At 54.6% G+C, this 25,649-nt stretch carries 27 protein-coding genes and 1 riboswitch; of the genes, 19 read left to right on the forward strand and 8 right to left on the reverse strand.

Features of this window, described 5'->3' with window-relative positions; translation table 11 throughout:
* Positions 1 to 31: 31 nt before the first annotated feature.
* The 8 genes from RJP21_RS25955 to rocF all read left to right on the forward strand — a co-directional run bounded on the left by RJP21_RS25955 (position 32) and on the right by rocF (position 6,536).
* Complete coding sequence (locus tag RJP21_RS25955; protein ID WP_310861863.1) at positions 32 to 604, forward strand: class I SAM-dependent methyltransferase; 573 nt, start codon at positions 32 to 34, stop codon at positions 602 to 604.
* An 89-nt stretch (positions 605 to 693) separates the two neighbouring features.
* Entirely contained in the window at positions 694 to 1,284 is a 591-nt protein-coding gene (locus RJP21_RS25960) for a YdeI/OmpD-associated family protein (protein WP_310861864.1), read from the forward strand.
* A gap of 260 nt (positions 1,285 to 1,544) precedes the next feature.
* Positions 1,545 to 2,141, forward strand: coding sequence for a TetR/AcrR family transcriptional regulator (locus RJP21_RS25965; protein WP_160044540.1), 597 nt, complete (start codon positions 1,545 to 1,547; stop codon positions 2,139 to 2,141).
* Positions 2,138 to 2,830: a YqeB family protein gene (locus RJP21_RS25970; protein WP_310861865.1), complete on the forward strand. Its 693-nt coding sequence runs from the start codon at positions 2,138 to 2,140 to the stop codon at positions 2,828 to 2,830. The genes RJP21_RS25965 and RJP21_RS25970 overlap by 4 nt, the downstream gene beginning before the upstream one ends.
* Before the next feature lie 236 nt (positions 2,831 to 3,066).
* Positions 3,067 to 3,684, forward strand: a complete 618-nt coding sequence (locus tag RJP21_RS25975) for a hypothetical protein (protein WP_160044538.1) — start codon at positions 3,067 to 3,069, stop codon at positions 3,682 to 3,684.
* 133 nt (positions 3,685 to 3,817) lie between these two features.
* Positions 3,818 to 4,144: a thioredoxin family protein gene (locus RJP21_RS25980; RefSeq protein WP_310861866.1), complete on the forward strand. Its 327-nt coding sequence runs from the start codon at positions 3,818 to 3,820 to the stop codon at positions 4,142 to 4,144.
* Positions 4,145 to 4,424: 280 nt separating this feature from the next.
* Positions 4,425 to 5,630 carry an ornithine--oxo-acid transaminase gene (locus RJP21_RS25985; RefSeq protein WP_310861867.1) on the forward strand — a complete coding sequence of 402 codons (1,206 nt, stop codon included), beginning with the start codon at positions 4,425 to 4,427 and terminating at the stop codon, positions 5,628 to 5,630.
* A 6-nt stretch (positions 5,631 to 5,636) separates the two neighbouring features.
* Positions 5,637 to 6,536 carry an arginase gene (gene rocF, locus RJP21_RS25990; RefSeq protein ID WP_160044535.1) on the forward strand — a complete coding sequence of 300 codons (900 nt, stop codon included), beginning with the start codon at positions 5,637 to 5,639 and terminating at the stop codon, positions 6,534 to 6,536.
* Positions 6,537 to 6,680: 144 nt separating this feature from the next.
* Here rocF and RJP21_RS25995 read toward each other — a convergent pair whose 3' ends face one another.
* Positions 6,681 to 7,130 (reverse strand): MarR family winged helix-turn-helix transcriptional regulator, encoded by a 450-nt coding sequence (locus RJP21_RS25995; protein WP_310861868.1) that lies wholly within the window; start codon positions 7,128 to 7,130, stop codon positions 6,681 to 6,683.
* Between the two features lie 516 nt (positions 7,131 to 7,646).
* On the opposite strand from RJP21_RS25995, the gene RJP21_RS26000 reads away from it, so the two are divergent.
* From RJP21_RS26000 to RJP21_RS26010, 3 genes are all read left to right on the forward strand, one after another.
* Entirely contained in the window at positions 7,647 to 8,261 is a 615-nt protein-coding gene (locus RJP21_RS26000; protein WP_310861869.1) for a TetR/AcrR family transcriptional regulator, read from the forward strand.
* Between the two features lie 128 nt (positions 8,262 to 8,389).
* On the forward strand, positions 8,390 to 8,989 hold the full coding sequence (locus RJP21_RS26005) for a permease (protein ID WP_310861870.1): 600 nt from the start codon (positions 8,390 to 8,392) through the stop codon (positions 8,987 to 8,989).
* 130 nt (positions 8,990 to 9,119) lie between these two features.
* Positions 9,120 to 10,415 (forward strand): homocysteine synthase, encoded by a 1,296-nt coding sequence (locus RJP21_RS26010; protein ID WP_310861871.1) that lies wholly within the window; start codon positions 9,120 to 9,122, stop codon positions 10,413 to 10,415.
* A gap of 86 nt (positions 10,416 to 10,501) precedes the next feature.
* On the opposite strand, the gene RJP21_RS26015 is transcribed toward RJP21_RS26010, so the two are convergent.
* Positions 10,502 to 10,819 carry a DUF2178 domain-containing protein gene (locus RJP21_RS26015; RefSeq protein WP_310861872.1) on the reverse strand — a complete coding sequence of 106 codons (318 nt, stop codon included), beginning with the start codon at positions 10,817 to 10,819 and terminating at the stop codon, positions 10,502 to 10,504.
* Complete coding sequence (locus tag RJP21_RS26020; protein ID WP_160044529.1) at positions 10,812 to 11,021, reverse strand: helix-turn-helix transcriptional regulator; 210 nt, start codon at positions 11,019 to 11,021, stop codon at positions 10,812 to 10,814. Before RJP21_RS26020 ends, RJP21_RS26015 begins: the two co-directional genes overlap by 8 nt.
* A 196-nt stretch (positions 11,022 to 11,217) precedes the next feature.
* Between RJP21_RS26020 and RJP21_RS26025 the strand changes: the two genes are divergently transcribed.
* Entirely contained in the window at positions 11,218 to 12,417 is a 1,200-nt protein-coding gene (locus RJP21_RS26025; RefSeq protein ID WP_310861873.1) for a hypothetical protein, read from the forward strand.
* A 99-nt stretch (positions 12,418 to 12,516) separates the two neighbouring features.
* Here the strand turns inward: RJP21_RS26025 and RJP21_RS26030 are convergent, their stop codons facing one another.
* Positions 12,517 to 12,756: a hypothetical protein gene (locus RJP21_RS26030; protein WP_212958862.1), complete on the reverse strand. Its 240-nt coding sequence runs from the start codon at positions 12,754 to 12,756 to the stop codon at positions 12,517 to 12,519.
* Between RJP21_RS26030 and RJP21_RS26035 the strand changes: the two genes are divergently transcribed.
* From RJP21_RS26035 to RJP21_RS26045, 3 genes are all read left to right on the forward strand, one after another.
* Entirely contained in the window at positions 12,722 to 14,689 is a 1,968-nt protein-coding gene (locus tag RJP21_RS26035) for a heavy metal translocating P-type ATPase (protein WP_310861874.1), read from the forward strand. The genes RJP21_RS26030 and RJP21_RS26035 overlap by 35 nt on opposite strands.
* A 240-nt stretch (positions 14,690 to 14,929) precedes the next feature.
* Positions 14,930 to 15,871: a thioredoxin-disulfide reductase gene (gene trxB, locus RJP21_RS26040; RefSeq protein WP_160044526.1), complete on the forward strand. Its 942-nt coding sequence runs from the start codon at positions 14,930 to 14,932 to the stop codon at positions 15,869 to 15,871.
* Positions 15,872 to 15,935: 64 nt separating this feature from the next.
* Positions 15,936 to 16,172, forward strand: coding sequence for a glutaredoxin family protein (locus RJP21_RS26045; RefSeq protein WP_310861875.1), 237 nt, complete (start codon positions 15,936 to 15,938; stop codon positions 16,170 to 16,172).
* Positions 16,173 to 16,385: 213 nt separating this feature from the next.
* On the opposite strand, the gene RJP21_RS26050 is transcribed toward RJP21_RS26045, so the two are convergent.
* Positions 16,386 to 16,592, reverse strand: coding sequence for a hypothetical protein (locus RJP21_RS26050; protein ID WP_397386287.1), 207 nt, complete (start codon positions 16,590 to 16,592; stop codon positions 16,386 to 16,388).
* Between the two features lie 236 nt (positions 16,593 to 16,828).
* Here RJP21_RS26050 and RJP21_RS26055 point away from each other — a divergent pair, with 236 nt between their 5' ends.
* Positions 16,829 to 17,464 (forward strand): bifunctional 4-hydroxy-2-oxoglutarate aldolase/2-dehydro-3-deoxy-phosphogluconate aldolase, encoded by a 636-nt coding sequence (locus tag RJP21_RS26055; RefSeq protein WP_310861876.1) that lies wholly within the window; start codon positions 16,829 to 16,831, stop codon positions 17,462 to 17,464.
* 144 nt (positions 17,465 to 17,608) lie between these two features.
* Positions 17,609 to 18,751 (forward strand): transglutaminase domain-containing protein, encoded by a 1,143-nt coding sequence (locus tag RJP21_RS26060; protein WP_310861877.1) that lies wholly within the window; start codon positions 17,609 to 17,611, stop codon positions 18,749 to 18,751.
* A 61-nt stretch (positions 18,752 to 18,812) separates the two neighbouring features.
* On the opposite strand, the gene RJP21_RS26065 is transcribed toward RJP21_RS26060, so the two are convergent.
* Both RJP21_RS26065 and RJP21_RS26070 read right to left on the reverse strand, forming a co-directional pair.
* Entirely contained in the window at positions 18,813 to 20,276 is a 1,464-nt protein-coding gene (locus RJP21_RS26065) for an amino acid permease (RefSeq protein WP_310861878.1), read from the reverse strand.
* A 132-nt stretch (positions 20,277 to 20,408) separates the two neighbouring features.
* Positions 20,409 to 20,609, reverse strand: a riboswitch (Lysine riboswitch).
* Positions 20,610 to 20,932: 323 nt separating this feature from the next.
* Positions 20,933 to 22,069 (reverse strand): virulence factor, encoded by a 1,137-nt coding sequence (locus RJP21_RS26070; RefSeq protein WP_160044521.1) that lies wholly within the window; start codon positions 22,067 to 22,069, stop codon positions 20,933 to 20,935.
* A 221-nt stretch (positions 22,070 to 22,290) separates the two neighbouring features.
* Between RJP21_RS26070 and RJP21_RS26075 the strand changes: the two genes are divergently transcribed.
* Complete coding sequence (locus RJP21_RS26075) at positions 22,291 to 23,271, forward strand: MBL fold metallo-hydrolase (RefSeq protein ID WP_310861879.1); 981 nt, start codon at positions 22,291 to 22,293, stop codon at positions 23,269 to 23,271.
* Here RJP21_RS26075 and RJP21_RS26080 read toward each other — a convergent pair.
* Complete coding sequence (locus tag RJP21_RS26080) at positions 23,260 to 23,715, reverse strand: YoqH family protein (RefSeq protein ID WP_310861880.1); 456 nt, start codon at positions 23,713 to 23,715, stop codon at positions 23,260 to 23,262. The two genes, RJP21_RS26075 and RJP21_RS26080, sit on opposite strands and share 12 nt — an antisense overlap.
* A 173-nt stretch (positions 23,716 to 23,888) precedes the next feature.
* Here RJP21_RS26080 and RJP21_RS26085 point away from each other — a divergent pair, with 173 nt between their 5' ends.
* Positions 23,889 to 25,514, forward strand: coding sequence for an ABC-F family ATP-binding cassette domain-containing protein (locus tag RJP21_RS26085; RefSeq protein WP_160044518.1), 1,626 nt, complete (start codon positions 23,889 to 23,891; stop codon positions 25,512 to 25,514).
* Positions 25,515 to 25,649: the final 135 nt, after the last annotated feature.

Genomic DNA, 25,649 nt, shown 5'->3' on the forward strand with positions numbered 1-25,649 from the left:
AGTCACTTCAATATGACAAGGAGGAAAAACCATGCATGAGAAACGATTTGACCCGACGCTGATTTCCCGGTTGGACAACCCCGAACGACGCAAAAAGCTGTCCCCTGAACAGCTTCTTGCCCTGCTTGGGCTGAAAGGCAGCGAGGATATTTTGGACGTCGGCGCCGGCGCCGGTTACTTCACGTTTCCTGCGGCGGAAAAAACGAGCGGCACGGTCTATGCGCTGGACGCGCAGTCCGAAATGCTGGACTATTTGCTGAGCCGCCTGGAAGAAAGCGAATTTGACGGCAACATTGAAATCGTTCAGGGCGAAGCCGAGCAAATCCCGCTGGATGACCAGAAGGTCGATGCCGTCATCTGTTCGATGGTGCTGCATGAAGTGGAGCCGCTTGACCAAGGGCTTCGGGAAATCAGACGGGTGCTTAAGCCGGGCGGACGGGCGCTGTGCATCGAATGGGAGGCTGTCGATACCGGAAGCGGGCCGCCGCAAGCCCATCGGGTTTCATCGACCGACATGGCGCGCGTATTGGAGGAAACCGGTTTTAAAGTACTGGACACGCGTCCGTGGACCGAGGCGTTTTACAGCATCGTTTTCCAAAAATGAGCTTGAAGCACCGGTAAAATGAACATGCTGCGAGCCGGGCTCCGATGCCCGGCCGCAGCAATCCATGGGCAAAGAAAGGAGCATGTCGAATGGCTGCATCGGAGGGACAAGCGGAATGGCCGCTGCTGCTGTGCGCAAACCAGCAGGAATGGGAAGCATGGCTTGATGAAAATCATCTCCGGTCCCGGGGAGTCAGGCTGCAGATCGCCAAAAAAAATGCGGGACTTGCTACCGTCAGCTACGCCGAAGCGCTCGACAGCGCGCTCTGCTACGGATGGATCGACAGCCGGAAGGAGGCGCTGGATGCGCAAAGCTGGGTTCAGCGCTTTGGGCCGAGAGGGAAAGACAGCATCTGGTCGCAGGTGAACCGGGAGAAGGCGGAGAGGCTGATGCAGGAAGGCCGGATGAAGCCGGCCGGGCTTCAGGCGATCGAAACGGCCAAGGCGAACGGGCGTTGGGATACGGCTTACAAGCCGCAAAGCCGCAGCGAGGTGCCGGAGGAGCTGGAAGCCGCTTTTGCCGAACACCCGCAGGCCAAGGCGTTTTACGACACGTTAAACAGGCAAAACAAGTACGCGATTGCGTTCCGCATCCAAAACGCGAAGAAACCCGAAACCCGCCAAAGGAAGGTAGAGGAATTTATTCGCATGCTGGAAAACGGGGAGAAGCTTTACCCGTAACCGGCGTGCATCGAGGAGCTGCGGATGTTCCGAGCTTCTCTCTTTTTTGCTTAAAATGGAGAGGTTGTTCCCGACATTCGGCGAAATTGCGGCATTCAAGAAAAATCTCAGCCTTAAATGCCTAAGTTTTTTCGCTTGCGGTGGACAGTGTTTTTTTGAAGGCGATCGATTTCGTTTTTCTGCAGACGGAACGATTGACGTGGATCCCTTTTTTGAATAAAATTTACCTAACGGTAGTTAAAAAAAGGGGCTGCATTATCATGAAAAAAAGGGAACTGACCTCGAAGCAGCTGATTGAGGCGGCCGTCGGGTTGTTCGCGCATCACGGCATCGAAAAAACAAGCCTGGCCATGATTGCGGCTGAAGTCGGCATCACAAAGCCGTCGATCTATTATCATTTTGCATCGAAAGACGAGCTGGTTGAAAAGGTTTTTGACTATTTGTTCAGCGATTATCGGTTTGACTTTTATTTTTCCGTCTCTGATTTTAACGAACAAAACTTCGCGGAAAAGCTTTTCCAAGGCGGGCTTCGCATGTTTCCGGAGGATGAAGGCAGCTTTTACCCGGTCTTGCGGCTGCTCCACGAATTCATGCTTACTGCCGGGCACGGAGCTCATTACGGCGAACGCGTCATCGGGATGCAGCGCGATTTTTTGGAAGGATTCCGGAAGCTGCTGCTGCACGGGGCGAAGCTCGGTTTAATCGAACAGGAACATGTTGAGTCCCGCGCCTATTTGCTCGCACTCGCGATCGATAATATGACGAGCTATATGATGATGGGAATTAAACTGGACTATGAAAACATATGGAAAGAAGCGGTAAACGGTACGTTCCGCAAAGGGGGAAATGTCATTTGAATAACCGTATGGAATGGACGGAGCTTGGGGTAACCAAGACGGATAAATGGATCATCTGGACTCTATTTCCGGTTGCCGGGGCAGCCGTCGGGTGGTTTATTCCGCCGCTTGCCGAATGGGCGTTAAAGTTGCCGTGGATCCCTTTTGAGGGCCCGCTTAAATTGATCTCTTCCCTTCACGGAGGCTGGGTGACGTTTGCGACAGCCTCGCTTGGCGCTCTTGCCGGAGGATGGCTTTCGATGGCGGCCATGAGGGAAACGCTGCAGATTCGCCTCTCCGATCAAGAAGTCAGCCTGCGTATCCGCGATCATGAGCGAACCTTGAAGCGCGACGAAGTGACCGCCGTTTTTTTGGACAACAAACAGTTGGTCCTGTTGGGGGCGGACGGCCAGGCGCTGTACCGGGAAAAGCCGGATACGAAGCGGCAGAAGCTGGCCGAGGCGTTTATCCGGCATGGATACGATTGGCGGGAGCAAGACCCGTTCAATCACGAATACACGAGGTGGGTGCCCGGATGCCCGGACCTCTCGTCAAGCATAAACGAGCTTTTTGAGGCACGGGAAAAAGCGATCGGCAAAGAAGAAAAAGAGGAAGCGGAGGAGTTGCGCCTGGAGCTTTCCAAATTGGGCGTGACGGTTCGCGAGGAAGGAAAACGCCAGTATTGGCGAATGCATGGGCGGCGGCCTTGAGCCGCGGCCTTTTTTTGCCTTCCGCCGTTGCCGGGATCGGGAAATAAGCAAGTACGGTTCATGGTTCGTCGCCCGAATTTCCTTTTTGCGCTTCGACGGGTTATCAGCATAAAGATAACGGCCGCGGAATAAGCTTCTTAAAAGCGGAACGAGCGGGGAGTACAGCTGCGGCTGCCTTGTACAAACGGGCTATTTGGAGGCCTCCGCTGTGCATCAGGGCGAAAGGAGCCATGCGTATGCTTTTAAATATGAGCATGCTGATCGTCTTCATTTATACGGTGTTATGCATCATGTACGTTCAAGCGAACCGCCACCTGTTGGCGAATATGACGGGCACCGTCGTGGCGATGACGACCGGACTGATGTCGAATTTGACGATCGGGGTCATTCTCGGCATGTTGTTTGCGCAAAATTTGGTGATGTCGACGGGGATATCGATCCTCTTTTGTTTTCTGATCGGGTATATGGTCGGCAGGCCGCTCGGGCTGCTTGCGATTATAGAGGGAATCGGCGGAGGCATCATGGGCGGGGTTCACGGGGCGATGCTGGGGGAAATGATCCCCATCAAACAGTGGGATGCCATGCTGTTTATCATGGATGCGATGTACATTGCCGTTACGGCGCTGGTCGTTTATCTCATCCATGACCGAAAGCATCGCGAGGAACAGCCTGCCGCCGCCGTCAAGGCGGTAAAAGCGGCCAAAGATTCATTTTCGGCCGCGCCGGTGCGGACTTCGTTCTGGATGATCTATATCGTTCTCCCGGTCGTCGTATTGTGCGTGGCAGCCTGGCTTGGGCACAGCCCTTCCGGTTGGGAGAGGCCGTCCCCCGGTCACGACATGCATTCGATGTAGCCCTTTTGCAAACCCGGACATAAAAGGCTAAAATAAGAGAACGGTTCGGACTGTGACGAAACTCATTGACAGTCCCGGACGGGAGCTTCTCGGATGAAGCCTTAAAGACGCTGGGTAAAGGGGAATACAGAAGATGGAACGAATTCAAACGCAGCAGCAGTACGAAGAATTGATCAGCCGTGACAAGCTGACGGTCATTAAATATGATGCGAATTGGTGCCCGGATTGCAAGACGCTTGACAAATTTCTGCCTGGCATCATGGCGAAACACACGGACAAAGAGTTTTACGCCATGGACGTGGAGCAGTTCGAAGAGATTACAAGCCAAAACGAAGTGCGAGGCATTCCGAGCCTTCTCGTATACAAAAACGGCGAAAAGCTGGCTCACCTGCACAGCAAATACGCCAAAACGCCGGCCGAGATTTCCGAGTACCTGGAAACGCTCGAATCCAAAAAATAATATTCCGTTGCCTAACGGAATATCCGTCATTTGAAAGCACCGATCCTTTACCTGCGGCAAGCAGGGAAGGGCGGTGTTTTTTTTCTGTCTACAATCGATTATTTTCCGGGATCCCCGCAAAGCACCTGAATCGGCTTCCAAGCCATGGGTCCAACAAGGTCATGTTAGTTTTGCGGATCATGTACGTGCCGAAATTCACGAATCATGAAATGAGCTTTCCGCCAATAAGATAGGAACGTAAGCAAGGCGAAAAGATTATCAGATGATGGGATGTGCAGCTATGGCAACCACGCAGCAGGTACTGCAAATGATGGACAGATACAGCGCAAGCAACTATCTTCCGCTGCCGGTCGTGATCGAAAAGGCGGAGGGGCTCTGGGTCTGGGATGCGGCGGGCCGCCGTTATCTGGATATGCTGAGCGCGTATTCCGCGCTGAACCATGGCCACCGCCACCCCAAAATCATACAGGCGCTCAAAGAACAGGCGGATAAAGTAACGTTGACCTCAAGGGCGTTTCACAGCGATGCGCTGGCGAGGTTTGCGCGAAGGCTGGCGAAATTGACCGGAAAAGGCAAAATCCTCGCGATGAACACCGGGGCGGAGGCGGTGGAAACGGCGTTGAAGCTGGCGCGGCGCTGGGCGTACCGGGTGAAGGGAGTGCAGGAAAACCGCGCCGAAATCATCGTCTGCGACGGCAACTTCCACGGCCGGACGATCACCGTGACGTCCTTTTCGACGGAAGCGGCGTATAAGGAGGATTTCGGCCCGTTTACGCCGGGGTTCAAAAGCATTCCCTACGGCGACCTGGAGGCGCTCCGGACTGCGATAACGCCGGATACCGCCGCGTTTCTTGTCGAACCGGTGCAGGGCGAAGCGGGAATCATCATACCGCCGGAGCGTTTTTTGGCCGAGGCGCATGAGCTTTGCCGCCGGGAAAACGTCCTTTTCATCGCAGACGAGATTCAGACAGGGTTCGGGCGAACGGGCAAAACCTTCGCCTGCGACTGGGAGAACGTGGTGCCCGACGTTTACGTTTTAGGCAAAGCGCTCGGAGGCGGCGTGATGCCGATTTCCGCGGTAGCCGCCGACGAGAACATCATGGATGTGTTCGAGCCGGGCTCGCATGGTTCGACCTTTGGAGGAAATCCGCTGGCCTGTGCGGTGGCGCTTGCGGCGCTGGACGTGCTGGAGGAGGAGAGATTGGCGGAGCGCTCGGAGGCGCTGGGGCGCCTGTTTATGAAAAAGCTTACATCGATCCCGCATCCCGATATCGTTTCGGTCCGCGGCCGCGGCCTGCTGATCGGGATACAGCTGTCGGTGCCGGCAAGGCCGTATTGCGAAGCACTGGCGCGGATCGGGGTGCTGTGCAAGGAAACGCATGAGACGACCATCCGGCTGGCGCCGCCGCTGGTTATTACGGAAGAAGAGCTGGACTTCGCGCTAAGCCGGATCGGGGAGGTATTTGCCAATCAAGGGAGGGCTTGAACCAACATGTCTCAACCATCCATTTCGATCATCCGGGTTCCGTTCGGACTCGGCGCAGGCCGGCCCGGCAGCGAAAACGGCCCGGACAGCATCATGAAATTCGGCCTGGCCAAAAAATTGGCCGGCCTTGGGTACGATGTACAGGCGGATTCATCCATCCGCTTGCCGGACGGCATCCGGTCCCCCGCAGGAGCCAAAATGAAGCATGTCCAGGAGGTTTTGGCCGTTAGCGGCCTGCTTGGCGAAGCCGTCTCCAAAGCGGTGGCCGGCGGCCGCGTCCCGCTCATTTTGGGCGGCGACCACAGCATTGCCATCGGCTCCCTGGCAGGATTAACGCGCCATTACGGCAAGATGGGCGTCATTTGGGTCGATGCGCATTCCGATTTGAACACGGAGTCGACCAGCCCGTCGGGGAACATGCACGGCATTTCGCTAGCGGTAGGGCTGGGTCTGTCCCATATCAAGCTGAAGGACATCGTCGAAGGCGCCGCCTCGATCCAAGCGGAAAACTGCGTCATCATCGGTGCCCGCGATTTGGACCGGGACGAGAAGGAGCTTATCCGTTCCTGCGGCCTGACCTGTTTTACGATGCACGAAATCGATCGGGTCGGCATCGAGAAAGTCGTTCACGAAGCGCTGCAAATCGCCGGAGCGGGGACCGACGGCGTGCATCTCAGCTTCGATGTCGACAGCGTCGACCCGATCGAGGCGCCGGGAACGGGAACGCCGGTCCGCGGCGGGCTCAGCTACCGCGAAGCCCATCTGCTGCTCGAGCTGCTCAGCGAATCGGGGCGGATCACTTCGGCCGACTTCGTGGAGGTCAATCCGCTGCTGGACCGCAACAACCAGACCTCGAAGCTGGCCGTCGAGCTGATCGGTTCCCTGTTCGGCAGCCGGATCCTGTAAAACCCAAAAACACCATTGGCCGGGCATGTCCGCCCGCAACCAATGGTGTTCCTTTTTTGTTTGCATTCTGGTTTGCAGCAGGCGGCTATGCTTCAGGAAGTTCCGGCCCGGTTGTTTCTTGCGAATGAAAGGAATTTGCCGGAGCTACTTGCGGCGTCCCCGCTGGTATTCGATCAGTTCGCCCAATTGGCGGATCGTATCCAGCAGATCGCTTGTTTCTTCGTTCGTGAAGTTTTCCACCGTTTCAACGATCCGCTCGGCGCTCAGGTCCGACAGCAGCCTCAGCACCCGGGTTCCCTTGTCCGTTATCGTAATGTTCACGTATCGCCGATCGGTTTCGGAGCGATTGCGATCGATCAGCTCCTCATGAACCAGCTTGTCGCAAATTTGCGTAATCGCGCTGGTCGTAAGGCCCGTCACTTTTACGATATCCGTGCCGCGCTGACTGCCGTTATTTTGCAGATATTGAAGAATAAATGCTTCGGTGGTGCTTAGCTTCATCTGCCGGACAATTCCCGTATAGTCGATGAGGCGAGGTAGTCTGTCCATAAGTTCACAATAGCGGTCTGCCAATTCTTTGGATGAAGAATGCAAGCTCATCACCCTCCTGCATATAACGGAATTATAGTTTCATACGTTTTCGGCCCGGCTTGATCCAGTTGTCGTCGTAGTCGTCTCAACGCCGGACGTCAATATATCTGTATACGGGAACGGGGCGGATTCGTTGCGTTTGCAGGGAGATATTTCTAGGCGGCGATTCTTTGGCGGAGGGGTGCACTTGACAAGGGCAAGGGAGAAGCGCTATTATTTTTTTGCACTATTGAAAGGTAAGCTTATTTAAAATAAGCCTTTACTAATCAAACGATAGAGTTATGCAAAATATTTCATATTTGCGTAATTCCATATCGGCAACTCTCTCAATATTCTCAGGGTTCTTTTTTTATGGCGGCCGCATTTTGCGGCTGTTTTTTTTTTGAAATTGTTTGGTAATTTCAGGATAAAAAAGTTGTTGACAATTAAATAACCGATGGTTATATTTAGGATACAGAAATAAATAACCGTTGGTTACTTTATTTTTCAAACATTGGACGGAAGGAACGATAACTCTAGATGCCCAGAAAAAAACAGGTTCGTTCAGAGGACACCAAGCGCGACATTCTGGCCGCTGCAGGCCGGTTGTTCGCCGAGAGAGGTTATGACGCCGTAACCATGCGTGAAATTGCCAAGGAGGCAGGCTGTTCCCATACGGCGATTTATATTTATTTTGAAGACAAGGAGGCGCTGCTGCATCAACTGTCCATGCCGCCCTTGCTCGAATTGCGGCAACAAATCGGTAAGGTGCTGGAGAAGGAAAAACCGGAGCAGGCGCTGACGCGGCTGAGCCGGCTGGTCATCCGTTTTTGCCTTGAAAACCGGAACATGTACAGGGTCTTTTTTGAAGTGAAATCGATCCGGGTGGACGAAACCTCGCCGGATATGGAAATCAACCGCATCCGAAACGGGTTGTTCGCCCAGCTCATGCAGGCTGTTCGGAACCATACCGGTTATGGGGAAGGAACCGAACGGCTGCTGGCGTGTTCCCGCATTTATTTTTACATGCTTCGCGGCATCGTCGGAACGTACCAATATTCGGAAGAGACGGCGGATGAGCTGATGGAGCGGCTTGAGGATACTTTTGACGAAGCGTTTGAAGCGCTGCTGAGGGGTCTTTTGCAAAAAAAATGAACCGGATCGCTGATTCGGATGGGAGGATGTTCAGATGAGTTTTCTCGTCATGGTCATTTTGTTTACGGTCGTTTGCGGTTGGCTCGATTCCCGGATTCCCGGAGCTTTGCGGAAGGAGGCTGAATAAGATGTTTGCAGGACATTTCGGACTCGCTGCCGCCGTTAAAGCCAAACACCCCGAGACGCCGCTGTGGGCGTTGATGGCGGGCACGCAGCTGCTGGATATTCTTTTTGTGCCGCTGCTGCTTTCAGGCGTCGAAACCATGGTGCCGGTCGGAGAGGGAGGGTACGGCGGCTCGGTGATCCACGCGGATTACACGCATTCTCTGGTCGGTGCCTTGATCATTGCTTTGCTTGCGGGGTTAGCGGCCTGGAAATGGTGGGGGAAGCGGAGCGCGGTTGTCATGGGCTCTCTCGTATTCAGCCACTGGCTGCTTGATTTGCTGGTACACCGCGCCGATCTCCCCGTTTTGCCGGGGAATCTCGGAAATCTGCCGCTGATGGGATTCGGGGTATGGCGCTCGCCGGGGATCAGCATGGCGCTGGAAATCGCGCTGATCGTCGTCGGATCGGTGATGTATTATTTGTCGCTGCGTTCACGCATCAGGAAAGCCACAAAGAGCGGGAATTCAAGGCCCTCCCTTTTGGGCCGCGCGATGTGGACGGGGGCTGTCATGGCCGGACTGCTGGCGTTGTCGCTGGTTTCCGATCTGCTCGGCATCGGTTAATTGAATAATTCTCATTAATTTAATAGGAATTATCATTTTTTACCTTTTCAAACGTGGGGGAGTATGAGAAAATATAACAAAAAATTGACACTTTGCGATTGAGCCACGCGAGAAAAGGGAGGATTTTACCATGTCCAACGAACGTCCATTATCTTTCGAAACCTTGGCAGTGCATGCGGGTCAGCAAATTGATCCGACGACGCTATCCCGTGCCGTGCCGCTGTATCAAACGACATCCTACGGCTTTCGCGACAGCGAGCATGCGGCCAATTTGTTCGCTTTGAAGGAATTCGGCAATATTTACACCCGTCTGATGAACCCGACGACCGACGTGTTCGAGCAGCGCGTGGCCGCGCTGGAAGGCGGCGTGGGCGCCCTTGCGACCTCTTCGGGACAGGCGGCCATCACCTTTTCCGTATTGAATATCGCCGGGGCGGGAGACGAGATTGTATCTTCCTCCACGCTGTACGGCGGCACGTATAACCTGTTTTCGACCACGCTTGCGAAGCTCGGCATCAAGGTGCATTTCGTCGATGCGAGCAACCCGGAAAACTTCCGCGCGGCGATCACGGACAAAACCAAAGCGCTGTATGCGGAATCGATCGGCAATCCGAAAGGCGACGTGCTGGACATGGAGGCGGTAGCGAACATCGCCCACGAAAACGGCATCCCGCTTATTATCGACAACACCTTCCCAAGCCCGTACTTGCTTCGTCCGATCGAGCACGGCGCGGATGTGGTCGTGCACTCGGCGACGAAATTCATCGGCGGCCACGGCACGTCCATCGGCGGCATCATCGTGGACGGCGGCAAATTCGACTGGGCAGGCAGCGGCAAATTCCCGGGCCTGACCGAGCCGGACCCAAGCTACCATGGCGTCGTATATACGGAAGCCGTCGGACCGCTGGCGTTTATCATCAAAGCGCGCGTACAGCTTCTCCGCGACATGGGTGCGACGATTTCGCCGTTTAACTCGTGGATGCTGCTGCAGGGGCTTGAGACGCTTCATCTGCGCATGGAGCGCCACAGCCAAAATGCTCTTAAAGTGGCGCAGTTCCTGGAAAGCAACGATGCGGTGGAATGGGTGAGCTATGCCGGCCTTCCGAGCCATCCTTCGTACGAACTGGCGAAAAAATACCTGCCGAAAGGGCAGGGCGCGATTTTGACGTTTGGCATCAAAGGCGGCAAAGAAGCCGGACGCAAGGTCATCGAAAACGTCAAGCTGTTCTCCCACCTGGCCAATGTGGGCGATTCCAAGTCGCTGATCATTCATCCGGCAAGCACGACGCACCAGCAGCTGTCCGAAGAGGAGCAAATCGCGGCCGGCGTCAATCCGGAAATGCTCCGCTTGTCCATCGGCACCGAAGCAATCGACGACATTTTATATGATCTGGAGCAGGCCATCGCCGCCAGTCAGCAATCATAAGATATAGAGGTTCATATGGAGAAAACCGCTCGATTTCGAGCGGTTTTCTTGTTGGGCCATTTTGGGCCGGTTGGTCTCGAACCCTGTCATCCGTTGCGGTTGGTATGGTACACGCTGGAAAAAATATAAACGGCATTATGCAGGACAAAGACGCCGGTCATCAAAAAAAAGGGTGTTGAAATGCCGTCAAAAACGATAATCAGCGCCCAGGCGACGATCAATAAGAAGGTGGTGACGTTCCAGCCCGCCGCTTTGGCTTGATTCGTAATCAATTGTTGACGTTCGTCAAACATCCGCTTTTTCATTCCATGCCGCCGATATATCAGCTGCAGAATCAGAGATGCTGCCACTCCCGCCAAAAGTCCGGCGCATCCGATCATCGCGTTTTGAAGCTGATCAGTCAATATTTTCATCTCCTTCGAAAATGAATAGATCCTCCATCCTGCACCCGAAAATTTGAGCCAGCTTATGGGCCAGCACCAGAGAAGGCTTATACTTGTTGTTCTCTAACGAAATGACCGTTTGCCTGGATACGTTCAGGCGGGCGGCGAGTTCCTCCTGTGTCATGTTCCGTGCTGTCCTTTTTTCCCGAATTCGCGTTTTCAATCGATTCCCGCCCATCTGAATGTAAAGTTCACTTTACGTAAAGCATACTTAACATCGGCCCTGATGTCAAGTGAAAAAACGACAGAACGCCTGCCCAAATGCCGTATATTTCGCGCCCCCCGGTAATATGGTGTAAGGTAGGGTCCGCTGCATACGGGCTCTCATTTATCCGGGAAAAGAGGGTGGACAGCCAAAAATGAAGAGTGATCGGTGTCAGAATAACTGCTGCCAAAGCGGCTCCTGCTCGATGTCTTCTTTTGTGGAAGCGATTTATCCCGTCGATCGTAAGCGTTCCGGCATATCCTTGAAGGAAGAAGGGCAGGCGAGAGCGAGCTCTTTGCCGGAAATCGCGTCGCTTGTGGAACTGGTCAAAATCGAGTCCATGACGAAAGAGGAGGCGATCTACGCGGCCGATCCGTATTCGATCGGAAGCATTTTGCGTGAAGCCGAACCTTTTTCGGGTGATCACAATGATCTTGGCGCACCGGAGCTTTTGCTTGGATGGTGCGACGATGCGCGCAGCATGCGCATTTTTGCCGAAGATTTGACGTATCCGCTGGAACGGGCCGAAGCGCTTCCCGGCATTGCGGGGATGACCCTGCTGCGGGAGGACGAATGGCTGGCGAGCGGGCATTTGAAGGAAATTTACGAAGAATGGATCATGCAATACGCGGGCCTGAGCGGCCAGCGGCAGCCGAGCATCGCTTGGAGGGAGCGTTTGCTGTACCGGTGGAAAGGGTACATGGAAACGGTTCTGCATCATTTGGACGGAAAAACGTTAAGCGTCGCGTTGATTTCCGAAATCGACATTATGAAAGGACATCCGAGAGAAGCGGAAGCGCTGTCCGATTTGCGGGACATTCAGCTGGAAGCTTTATTCAGGGCCGCGCTTGCCTGCCACCGGCAGGGAATCGAGCATCGGATAGAAATTCTCGTTCCCCATTCGGCTGACCCCGAAGGATGGAATCAAGGTCATGACTTAATCGAACGCGTGGCCGAAGAGACGTTATGCCACCAGCGCCGGGCGGTAACTTTCAGCATTGGGGCGCTGGTGAAGGCGGATATCGACAACGACGCTGCGGCCGGTCTGGCCAGAAGCGCGGACCTGATTGTGCTCGACTGCGGCGGATTCAGCCGCCTTGAGACGGCTTGGCCGGAAACCGTCGCGGAGCAGCTATGTTCCCTGTCGGAATCGATACGGAAAATAAGACCCCGGTTCCCGCTGCGCGCGGCGGGCTTGCGGAATACGGCCGACTTGCCGGCGTTATGCCGGGCGGGGTTTGCGGAAATCAGCGTTGCGGCGGAATATATTCCCGCTTTCCGCTTGGCAGCGGCGCAGCGCGAACTTTTGGAAAGAGCGGAAAAGGGTCAAAGCTCGATCCGGCTTAAAGGGTAATTGGATAAAAACCTGCATGTAGGCGATGCTTTAACGCATTCTCTACATGCAGGTTTTTTTGCGTTTATTCGAGGAGACCAAATAAGCATAAAATGTTGTTTACTTTTCCGCCGGCCCGGCATATAATGCAAGTATGAAGTTGCATTTAGGAAAAACAATTGCAGTAGTGCAAAAATGATTATCATTCTCAATGGGACGATTCCCGTCCTTCATGAAAACATGCTGCTCCGGCTGGTCTGGAGCAGCATGTGCCGTTTTAAGGGCAGTAATAATGCTTTTCATTCTCAATGGGAAGGTGAGTACGATGGAAAATGTGCAAAAAATCGCCGCAAAAGCCATGAAAGAGCTTCCTGCATCCGGCAGCGCCAAAGCGCCGAATCCGCATCGCAGAGGACGCATCGATATCCGGGGCATGCTGGGAAACAAAGAAATGCAAGCCGCCATACTCAGCGGCGTGCTTATGATCGGCGGGTGGGCGTTAGGCCACGTGTCGGCTGGCATTTCGGTTCTTTTGTATATATTGTCTTACGCGGCCGGGGGCTGGCTGAAAGCGAAAGAAGGCGTGGAGACGCTGATCAAGGAGCGCGAGCTTGACGTCAACCTGCTTATGGTGGCGGCGGCGTTGGGAGCGGCCAGCATCGGTTACTGGAACGAAGGCGCGATGCTGATCTTTATTTTCGCCTTAAGCGGAGCGCTGGAAAGCTACACGATGGAACGCAGCCGGAAGGATATTTCCTCCTTGATGGCGCTCAAACCGGAGATGGCGCTTCGGGTCGAAAACGGAGGCATGGCGCTGGTTTCGATCGACGAGCTGAAGGTGAAGGACCTGATTCTCGTCAAACCCGGAGAGCTCATTCCCTCGGACGGCGTCATTCAAAACGGCCGTTCAGCCGTGAACCAATCCTCTATTACGGGGGAGTCGGTCCCCGTAGACAAGGCGGAAGGGGACGAAGTGTTCGCCGGCACGTTGAACGGGGAAGGCGTGCTGTATATCGAAGTGACGCAAACATCGGATGCGACCGTTTTTGCGAAAATCATCCGCCTGGTGGAAGAAGCGGAAAACGAGATTCCGCAGTCGGAGCGGTTCATGCAGCGTTTTGAGGGCATTTACGCCCGCATCGTCGTGGCCGTCACCCTTGTCATCATTTTTGCGGCGCCATTCGTCTTGGGCTGGAGTTTCGGCATGTCATTCTATAAAGCCATGGTTTTCCTCGTCGTCGCTTCGCCTTGCGCGCTTGTTGCTTCGATCATGCCGGCTTTGCTGTCGGCGATCTCCAACCGGGCACGCCGCGGCATCCTGTTTAAAGGCGGCGCCCACATGGAAAACATGGCGCTTACCTCCGTCGTCGCGTTTGATAAGACCGGCACGCTGACGGCCGGCGAACCGCAGGTGACGGATTTGATCGCGGCGGAAGGTTACGACCGCTTGGATCTGCTTGCCGTCATCGCATCGGTTGAACAGCTGTCGGAGCATCCGCTCGCCAAAGCGATCGTGCGCAAAGCCGAAATCGAAGGCGTAAAGCTGCTCCCGGCGGAGTCGGTCACGTCGGTCACGGGCTGGGGGATGGAAGGCGTCGTTGCGGGCAAAACCTGGCGAATCGGCAAAACCGACGTGCTGGACCGTTTGAACGACCGCGCCGAAGCCGACCGCTGGAAAGGGCAGCGGAGCATGCTGGGCGGCGAAGGCAAAACCGTGTCGGTTATTATGGACGGAGACCGGGTGGCCGGACTTGTCGCTTTGCAGGACGTGGTGCGTCCCCAAGCGGCGGCCGCGGTGCGCAAGCTTCAGTCGATCGGCGTGAAGGTCGCGATGCTGACCGGCGACCGCAGCGAAACGGCACAAGTGATCGGACGTCAGATCGGAGTCGATCTGATTTATTCCGACCTGCTCCCGGAAGAAAAAGTGAAGTATGTGAAGCAGCTGCGCGAGGAATACGGCCATGTCGTCATGGTCGGCGACGGCGTAAACGATGCACCGGCGCTGGCCACCGCTACGGTCGGCATGGGCATGGGCATGAGCGGCAGCGGTACGGCGCTGGAGGTTGCCGACGTCGTGCTGATGAACGACAACATCGAGGAGATTGCCGGAACGATCAAGCTGGCCCGCCGCGCGCGCCGCATCGTCAAGCAAAACATGGTATTCGCGATTTCCGTCATCGTCCTGCTGATGGCCGGCAACTTCGTGACGGGCATTGCGCTCCCGCTCGGCGTAGTAGGGCATGAAGGAAGCACGATCCTGGTCATTTTGAACGCGCTGCGCTTGTTGAGATAAACGCCGAAATAACTCGAAAGATGAGCTCCCGGGCCGCCAGCCCGGGAGTTTTTCCTTTAAATAAAGGTTAACAATCGTTCGGAAGCCATGTATACTAGTTCTATTGACATTCGTGTCCTTTTATATGATAATAATTATCAAATAATAATTATTTTAATTAATTCAATACAAGTGATCCTGGTAACGTTCCGCTTCCAAGCGGACTACTTTCCGGGCACTGCAAGCTTGGAGGGAAACTTTATGTATAAATCCGTAATTATCGGTACAGGACCTGCGGGCTTGACCGCAGCCATCTATTTGGCGCGCGCCAACCTCAACCCGCTTATTATCGAAGGACCGCAACCTGGCGGCCAGCTGACGACGACGACCGAAGTCGAGAACTTCCCGGGTTTTCCCGAAGGCATCATGGGACCCGAACTGATGGATAACATGCGCAAGCAGGCTGAACGTTTCGGCGCGGAATTCCGCACCGGCTGGGTCAACAGCGTGGAGCTGGGCGGCCGTCCGTTCAAGCTTGACGTGGAAGGCATCGGCAAGATCGAGACCGAAACGCTGATCATTTCCACCGGCGCCACGGCCAAGTATTTGGGCATTCCCGGCGAACAGGAAAACGTTGGACGCGGCGTCAGCACATGCGCAACCTGCGACGGATTCTTTTTCCGCGGCAAGGAGATCGTCGTTGTCGGCGGCGGCGACTCGGCGCTGGAGGAAGCAGGTTTCCTGACCCGTTTCGCATCGAAAGTGACGCTGGTGCACCGCCGCAACGAGCTGCGCGGCTCAAAAATCATGCAGGACCGCGTGCGCAGCAACGAGAAAGTGGAATGGGCGCTGAACCGTACGCCGCTTGAAGTCGTAGCCGATGAACGCGGCGTCAAAGGCTTGAAAGTGCGCAACAACGAAACCGGAGAAGAGGAATTGATCGAAGCAAGCGGCGTATTCGTCGCGATCGGCCACCATCCGAACACGGGCTTCCTTGGCGGACAAATCACGACCGATGCCAACGGATATATCGTGGTCCAGCCGGGAACTTCCGAAACGAACATTCCGGGCGTATTCGCCTGCGGCGACGTTCAGGACACCCGCTACAGACAAGCGATCACGGCAGCCGGCAGCGGATGCATGGCGGCGATGGATTGCGAGAAATACATCGAAAGCCTGGAGCATCACACCGCCGTTCTTTAATGGCTTGAAATATTCAGCACGTGATCGATTTTATATCCAGTTTTAACAACGAGGTGACAGTTCCATGGAAAAAGCAATCGTATATACCAGCCCCAATTGCCCGCACTGCCGTCAGGTGAAAAGCTATTTGGCGGAAAAAGGCGTGGAATACGAAGAACGCAACATCGAGCAAAGCGATGAATTCGCCCAGCAGGTATGGGATATGGGCATGCGCGCCGTCCCTGTGACCGTGATCGGCGAGCACCGCATTCTCGGCATGAACAAGCTGCAGTTCGAAAAAGCATTGAACGGGCAGGCATAACATTCAACGAGGCAAAGCATCAGACCCTTCTTCCGCAGAAGTTCCTGTGGGGGGAGGGTCTTTTTGCTGCAGTCGAAGCCGGGGGTGCTGCCTGAATGAAAAAAAGAGGACCCCTGGTCGTTCAACCCGGGAGATCCCCTTTTTTCGGATTACGGAAATTATGCGCTTTCAGGCAGACCCTGTAAATATCCATAATCTTAAGTAAATTATGCGCTAATCGAAAAACAGTTTCATGACGACCTGGAACACCAGGTAAGCCGCCACGCCGGCAACGATCAGCAGCAATCCGGCTTTTTTCTTGCCTTGAAAAAACCGGAGAATCGCCAAGCTGAAGAGAGGCGCGATAACGATCAGAAACAGCAGCACGGTCACGAACACTTCGGCCGATATATTGGAAGTATCCACGTAAGTCACGGACATTCGCTCCATTCATCAATATGGATCAAACTTGATAGACGACATAACCGGAGGCTTCACAAAACCCCAATGTTTCTATTATACCGAAACTTGCCGAATATTTCCGTATAAAAACGGCGAAAAATGTTGCGATTTTACGTCCGGCGGCATCTTTTGAAATTTCGTCTTCCGCGGAAGGGAAACGGCTCCCGGCATGCGAATTATGTTTACTAGAGAAGAGGATAGGGGGCTTTGTAAATATGAAACTGATTAATGAACTTTTAACGTCGCGTCTGGTGGCTATCGTGAGAGGGATTACGCGCGGCGAAGCCCGCATAGCGGGAGCGGGGCTTACAGCCGGAGGCGTGAAGCTGATGGAAGTGACGATGAATACGGAAGAGGCGCTGGACATCATTCAGGATTGGCGCTCGTTATATAACGGCAGGGCTTACGTCGGGGCAGGGACCGTGTTGAACGTAAAGATGGCCAAGGAAGCGGTGGCGGCCGGAGCCGAGTTTCTGATCTCCCCGAACGTGGACCTGAACGTGATTGCGTATGCGCTCGAGCAGGGGGTCGACGTATGGCCGGGGGCAATGACTCCGACCGAAATCGTATCCGCCTTTCAGGCCGGAGCCGAGGCCGTCAAGCTGTTCCCGATGGCCAGCCTGGGGCCGGGGTATTTGCGCGAAATCCGGGCTCCGCTGGACCAAATCCCGTTGATTGCCACGGGCGGGGTGTCGCTTGGGAATATCGCCGAATATTATGAGGCAGGGGCCAACGCGGTAGGGATCGGAAGCTCGCTGCTGCCGAAAGATGCGCTTGCCGCGGGGAATGCGGAACGGATCGCCGAATGCGCAAGGCCTTTTGTGGAAGCGTCGGTTATCCGGAAAGGATAAATATCGAATGTCTTCATAACGCAAGGACCGCCAAATCCTCAGTCATATATGTTTGGATGCAGGAATAGAGTCATTTCGGAGGGCTAAAAACAGCCCTTTGTTGCCCGAACAAACATGCCTATTGTAGAGAAGGGAGGGGACTGTATGAGATGGAAGCGCGGATCGGCGGCTAAAATATTGCTGACCGGCACGCTCGTCGCAGCGGTGATACCCCCTTGTATCGATTGGGAAATGGTGTATGCTTCCTCGACATCCGGCGCAAGCGTGGTCAAAACCGACCAGGAGCTTCAAAATACGCTGCTTCGCGCCATGAATCAACGGCTCGGCCAAGTCCAATTTGTTTATCAAGGGAAGACGAACCAACTGAAGGAGCAGCTGAAAAATGCGCTTGAGCGGGCGCTTGAAAGCGACCCGTACATGAACTACACCATCGAAAGCTACGGCTATTCGTACAGCGGAACTTCGAAGTCGGCGAACGTGAGCGTCCAGCTGAGTTACCGGGAGACCGCAGCGCAGACGGCTTACGTCTCCCGGCAGGTCCGGAGCATCTTGAACCAGATCATCAAGCCGGGCATGAACGACCATGAAAAAGTCAAAGCCATCCACGATTGGATCGTGCTTCACTTGAAATATGACGAAACGCTGCAGAAATACACGGCTTATGACGGCCTAAGCTCAGGCAGCACCGTGTGCCAGGGTTACTCTCTCCTAACCTATAAAATGCTGAAGGAGGCCGGCTTGACGAACCGGATCGTGGAGGGAACGGCTACGCCGCGGAATACGGGGGTAAGTCAGCTGCATGCATGGAATCTCGTCCTGCTGGACGGCAAATGGTACCATCTCGATACGACTTGGGACGATCCGGCGCCGGACAAGGAGGGAGAGATCGGAATCGGCTATTACCTCCGCACCGATGCGCAGATGAAAAAGGACCACAGCTGGACGAAAAGCTACCCGGCCGCGAATACGCCGTACCGGGATACGCTTGCGAAGCTGATCGGCCAAAACGACGGCCGCAGCAGCTTTTATAAGAAGCTGGAACGGGAGTTGGAATATCAGCTTTACGACACTTCGCAAATCGTCAGCGCAAGCGCCCAGTTGAGATCCAAAGTGCAGTCGGCCATCAAGCAGGGCGGACATTCGCTGCTGTTTCGTTACCACGGCAGCCACGAGAATTTGATGGATGATCTTCAGGATTTGTACCGGCTTGGCGTCAATTCCATCTCATACGTGGAAAGCGAGCTGGATGAAACCGAGGATTTGCGGGTGTACGTCACTTGGAAATAACGAACGCAAAAAATCTCCCTTTCGGACTGCCTCGGCAGAACGCGGAAGGGAGATTTTGATGTTAGCGCGTCGGACGCTCATGCGTCGTCAGGTCGCATTCTTTCAGCGGGATCAGCTTGCTGCCTTTGGTCCATTTGTATCCGAGCCAAATGGCGATGAACAGCGGTACGCTGACGTAGGAAACAAGCAGTCCGTACCAGTCGATTTTCGCTCCGGTGAAGGCCCCGGTGTTCTGGCCGACGATCGCGACGATGCACAAAATAAAAGCGAAGATCGGGCCGAACGGGAACCATTTGGCGCGGTAAGGCAGCTCGTCGAGCGAATGGCCCTGCGCGATAAAGGCGCGGCGGAACCGATAATGGCATACGGCGATGCCGAGCCAGTTAATGAAACCGCACATGCCCGAGGCGTTCAGGAGCCAGTTGTAGACGACGCCGTCGCCGAACAGCGATGCCAGGAAAGCCAGCATGCCGACCAGGGCGGTCATGATCAGCGCGTTGACAGGAACGCCGCGGCTGCTCAGCTTGCCGAACATTTTCGGCGCGAGTCCGTCCTTGGCCATGGCGTACAGCACACGGGTCGAAGAATACATGCCGGAGTTGCCTGCCGAAAGCACGGAGCTTAAGATGACCGCGTTCATGACCGAGGCGGCGAACGCAAGCCCGGCCTTTTCGAACACCAGCGTAAACGGACTGACGCCGATGTTGTTCAGCTCGGTCTTGAGCAGGTTCGGGTTCGTATAGGGAATCAAAAATCCGATGACCACGATCGCCAAAATATAAAACAGCAGAATCCGCCAAAACACCTGTCGGATGGCGCGCGGCACGTTTTGGCGCGGATTTTCGCTTTCTCCCGCCGCAACCCCGATGAGCTCGGTACCCTGGAACGAAAAGCCCGCGGCCATAAACACGCCGATGAAGGCGAAAAATCCGCCATGGAACGGGCTGCCGCCCAGATTGAAGTTGGAGAAGCCGACCGGCTTGCCGCCGAAAATGCCGAAAATCATCGTGACGCCGAGAACGAGGAACAGGATGACCGTGGCGACTTTGATGATCGCAAACCAATATTCCGATTCGCCGTAGCCCTTCGCCGAAAGCGCGTTAAGGGCGAACATGAGGGCCAGGAACAAAAAGCTCCATAGCAGCGACGGGGAATTCGGGAACCAATATTTAATGATGACGGTGGCGGCGGAAAGCTCGGCCGCGATCGTCACCGCCCAGTTGTACCAGAAATTCCAGCCGACCGCAAAACCGAAAGCCGGGCTGACGAACCGGCTGCCGTACGTACTGAACGAACCGGAGTCGGGCATGTAGGTCGCCAGTTCTCCGAGGCTGGTCATCAAGAAATAAACCATAAGTCCGATGGCGGCATACGCCAAGATGGCCCCGCCGGGACCGGCTGAAGAAATCGCGCTCCCGCTGGCGAGAAAAAGCCCGGTGCCGATCGAACCCCCGAGGGCGATCATCGTCATATGGCGGGCTTTCAGGCTCTGCCTCAGGGAGTTCGCAGGTTGTTTGCTGCTCATGAATGTAAAACATCCCTTCTGTATGATGGTCTTATAGATCATGGAAGGGGATTGACAAGCTCAAAAAGCCCGCAGGTATGGAACGACCTGCGGGCTTTATTTGTGTCCTCTGGCTTCCGCATCCGTGCATCCATGAAAGATAGCTCAACACGGCCGGCATTTTGTCATGCCGCTGGCCGCGACAGTTCCGCCCCTTTCGGGTACGGCCCCAGCATGCGGATCGATCGGAACGGATCCCCACACTTCGGCGAAAGCGCCCTTCACGGCAGTTCTGCGGCGGTTCCTTGCGCCTCCCTGCAGTTACTCATCGCTTTCGCAACCTCTACCTCACCTTTGCAGAATGAGGTTATCTTCTTGGCTCAATACTAAAATTAGTTTTTAACATTGGCAAGGTGGCCGCTGCGGTAACGGATCGTTCTTCCGATCGCTGTTGCCTCCAAATTTCTTCTGTTTATTTACAAGTGGTGGAAATTCGGAGACAAAGGCGACCGCTACCGCTTCTTCAGAACGATTCCGTCCCTCTGCTGCTTTTGCTTTTGTTTCAGCCTAATTACGCTCTTGAGCCATTATTTATTTGTTTTTCTATAGTAAAGCAATGCGAAGCGTATGACAATAGATATATATGGCAATGCAATAACCTGCTGCTATAAAAAAGCTTAGGAGCGATCGCGTTTAGCCATCTGCTGCCATACGGTGCCGGCCGCCTGTTCGCCGGATTCGATCCGCTCAAGCGCCATCCGCGCCTGCAGGCTGACTTCGAATTCCGGATCGTCGACCGCTTCCTTCAGCGCGTCCCGGGCATCCTCGGTGCCGACCTCATACAGGAAACGCGCCGCGCGCCAGCGGACGATTTTGCTGCTGTCCTTGAGGAGCGCCTGCATGGCCGGAGTCGCCGCCGGATCGCCGATGTCGGAGAGGGTATCCCCCGCGGTGCGGCGTACGGTCGGCGAGCTGTCCTTCAGCGCTTCGTACAGCAGCTCCATCGCTTCGGGCGTGCGGATGTCGCCAAGATATACGACGGCAAGGCGGCGCGTTTGCATTTTTTCGTCATGAAGCGCTTTGCGGATCAGCGGAAGATGCTCTTCCGTTGGCGACATGCCGTCCAGCGCGGCGTACCGGACACGCCAGTCGGCGCTGTTCATCGCTTCCCGGAGCTCTTCTTCGCTGAGCTCGCGGCGCTGTTCCTCGAACTCCTCGCTGCTGGCCCCATGGGCGATCGCTTGGGCGACAACCTGCTTGAGGCGCTCTTCGGGGAACGCCGCTTCAAGCTCCTGCTCGACCTCTTTGGCGATCTCCTGCAGCTCGCCGTATCGGACGCCGTAATCCTTCAGCTTGCGCTCTTTGATCATGGTCGTTGCGGCAACTTCCATCACGGCATCGGTGAATCGTTGGGACAGCGCCAAACGCTCTTCCTGCATGCCGGATTTCACGCGAATCTGCATCGGAATCCCGCGGAAAAATTGAACCAGCACTTCGGCCTCGCCGAAATGTTCTCCGGCTCCCGCTTCGTCTTCGAGCACGGCGTTTTGCACGCCTTCTTGTCCGAAGCGTTCCTGAACCTCCCCGAGAATGGCCGACCAATCGGCGTTGCCCTTGCGCTCCAGCGCCACGAAATCCAGCGTATGGAACACGCTTTTTACCCCTTCGATGTGCAGCATTTCTCGGATCCAGGCAGGGGCGGACCTTTCGTTTTCGAGTGTATATGTTTTGCGGATTCCCGGCTCCAGGCTTTCATCCAGATGAAGCTTCATGGAGTTCGGACTCGGCGTAGGTTCGATGAACTTGATTTTCATGGGAAACAGGCCTCCTTTATTATAACGGCTTATCATCGTTTTGCCTCATGAATAAGTGTACCTCACTTCGGGCGTAAACAAAAACCTTTTGATCGTCGGAATGGCCGCAAAATCCACGCGCGCGAAAACGAAATCCGAAGCGGCGGGGCACAGGTGGCGGATCGCTTGATGTTCAGGGTAAAATGATAGAAACGGCCTGGAAGAGAAGGAGGGGAATCATTTTGCCCAAAATTCGCTACAACAATATGAACGATGCCAGCACGGACCATTCCGTGCAGGAATTCAGGCAGTGGCGCAAGGAACGCAAGGGAAAGAAAAAGGACCTTTCCTTCCGGGTGCCGAACGTGCCTCCCGACATCGAATATCTTCATGCAAACCGCAGGGATGCGACGATCACCTGGATCGGACATTCGACGTTTTTGATACAATACGAAGGCTTAAACCTGGTGACCGACCCGGTCTGGGCCAAACGGATGGGGCTGGACCCCCGGCTCGGAGAGCCGGGAATCGCGATCGGCGACATGCCCCCGGTCGACGTTGTGCTGATCTCGCATTCCCATTATGACCATCTCCACCTAGCCTCCATACGAAAGCTGTACAGGGAGGAAACGACCGTTATCGTGCCCGCCGGACTGCGTGCAAAAATGGTCGGCAAAGGCTTTTCCAACAGCATTGAGCTGAACTGGTGGGAGGAGGCGGTCATCGGCGGCGCGAAAATCACGTTTGTGCCCGCTCAGCACTGGACGCGGCGGACCCCGTTCGATACGAATACCTCCCATTGGGGAGGGTATGTGCTGGAACCGGCCGGGCATGCGCAGTTTCGGGATGGCGAGGAGCCGGTGAAGGGGGAGGAGCCGGCCCTTTATTTTGCCGGGGACAGCGGATATTTTCCCGGTTTTAAGGAGATCGGAAGCCGCTTCGACATCGACGTGGCGATGATCCCGATCGGGGCGTACGAGCCGGAATGGTTCATGGCGACGCAGCATGTCAATCCGGAGCAGGCGCTGCAGGCGTTTTTGGACGTGCGGGCGGACAAGATGATCCCGATGCATTACGGGACGTTCCGGCTTGCCGACGATACGCCCCGGGAGGCGCTGGACCGGATGGAGGCGGAACGGGTACGGCTGGGCATTAAGGCGGAGCGCATTCAGGTACTGAAACATGGGGAGACTTTACGAGTTAATAAGTCTTCATTTACATAAACGAAAGTTATTACTTAAAACAGCTGGTCCCAGTGTACCTGTTTTGGAGTCGGAAAGACGAACTTCTATTTTGCTATCCTCCAATTGCGCGGTTATATCATCAATCCTGCCTGCCCACGTTGGACTATCCGCTTCAGGCGTCGGATAAAGTTTGAATCTCCAGCTAATCTTATTGGCAATAAAGGCAAAACCTTCATAAGTATCGTAGTTTCCATAATGTCCAGGCTTCAGCAAGTGGATGGCGTGAATGCTTATGCTGGTCCGAGGAAAACTTGGCGTCAATTTCACTTTGTATACCAGAGCAGCTCCCTTTTCATTTATGCTACCGCTAACCGGCTCCAAAACGAGACTGCATGGCATAACAGGTGCCGCAGCAGCTTGTGGATTCGTAGAATCAACCAAGATAAAATACAGGCTGATTAGAAACGAAATGATAAGCTTCATATAATCCTCCACAATTGTATTTCGCTTATCTTTCCCTTTTCTTACTAAGGTTATTAATGGAATAGTTAAAGGGGTCTGTATGCGGCATAACTTCTGCGCGGATACGTCGATAAGACCCTTTTTTTATGCTATAATGTGCTGAAGCCAATTATTGAAAGGGATGGTAATGCTTAATGATCAGTACAAGCGGCGTGACACTCCGTTACGGAAAGCGCGCACTTTTTGAAGATGTAAATATAAAGTTTACCGCGGGCAACTGCTATGGTCTGATCGGTGCCAACGGCGCCGGTAAATCGACCTTCCTCAAAATTCTGTCCGGCGAAATCGAACCCAACACAGGCGAAGTTCATATGACGCCGGGCGAACGGATGGCCGTCCTGAAGCAGAACCACTTTGAATATGACGAATATCCGGTTCTCGAAACCGTTATTATGGGACACAGCCGTCTATATGACATTATGAAAGAAAAGGATGCTTTGTACGCCAAAGCGGATTTCTCTGAAGAAGACGGTCTCCGCGCAGGGGAGCTTGAAGGCGAATTTGCCGAACTGAACGGCTGGGACGCCGAACCTGACGCGGCTGCACTCCTGATCGGCCTAGGCATTCCGCGCGAGCTGCATGACAAGAAGATGGAAGAGCTGAGCGGCAACGAGAAGGTCCGCGTGCTCCTCGCCCAGGCGCTGTTCGGCCGTCCGAACAACCTGCTGCTGGACGAACCTACGAACCACTTGGACTTGGAATCGATTCAGTGGCTTGAGAACTTCCTGATGGATTACGAAGGCACCGTTATCGTCGTATCCCACGACCGTCACTTCCTGAACAAGGTATGTACGCACATCGCGGATATCGACTTCGGCAAAATCCAGCTGTATGTCGGCAACTACGACTTCTGGTATGAGTCGAGTCAGCTGGCGCTGCAATTGCAGCGCGAATCGAACAAAAAGAAGGAAGAGAAGATCAAGGAGCTGCAGGCGTTTATTCAGCGGTTCTCCGCGAATGCTTCCAAGTCCAAGCAGGCGACTTCCCGGAAGAAGCAGCTGGATAAAATCACGCTGGACGACATCCGTCCGTCTAACCGCAAATACCCGTTCATCAACTTCAAACCGGAACGCGAAGCCGGCAAGCAGCTGCTGACGATCGACCGCCTGAACAAAACGGTGGAAGGCGAGAAGGTGCTGGACGATCTGAGCTTTGTCGTGAACAAAGGCGACAAGATCGCGTTCGTCGGTCCGAACGGGCTGCCGAAATCGATGCTGTTTGAAGTGTTGATGGGACGCACGGAGCCGGATTCCGGCGAATTTTCTTGGGGCGTGACGACTTCCCAGGCGTATTTCCCGAAAGACAACTCCGAATATTTCGACGGGGTCGATCTGAACCTGGTCGAATGGCTGCGCCAATATTCCAAAGATCAGGACGAGACCTTCCTGCGCGGATTCCTGGGCCGGATGCTGTTCTCCGGGGAAGAAGCGCTGAAGAAGGCGAGCGTGCTTTCCGGGGGCGAAAAAGTGCGCTGTATGCTGGCCAAAATGATGCTCAACGGCGCCAACGTCCTGCTGCTTGACGAGCCGACGAACCACTTGGATCTCGAGTCGATCACGGCGCTCAACAACGGGCTCATCGATTTCGACGGAACGATCCTGTTCACGTCGCATGACCATCAGTTCATTCAGACGATCGCCAACCGGATTATCGAAATTACGCCGACAGGCATCATCGATAAGGTCATGACTTACGACGAGTATCTCGAAAGCGAAGAAATCAAAGCGCTGCGCGAAAAAATGTACCCGGACGGCCTGTAAGCCGCCCGGCCTCGATATAAAACCAAAAAAGCTGCTTTCCCATCGGAAGGTCCCTGTCATTGAAACAAGGGGCGTTTCCCGATGAAGGGAAGCAGCTTTTTTTTGGGTGAATCGGGTCCCCGCAAAACATTCGAA

It is taken from the genome of Paenibacillus sp. VCA1 (assembly GCF_031583795.1).
GTDB classification, from domain to species: Bacteria; Bacillota; Bacilli; order Paenibacillales; family Paenibacillaceae; genus Paenibacillus_AQ; species Paenibacillus_AQ albilobatus.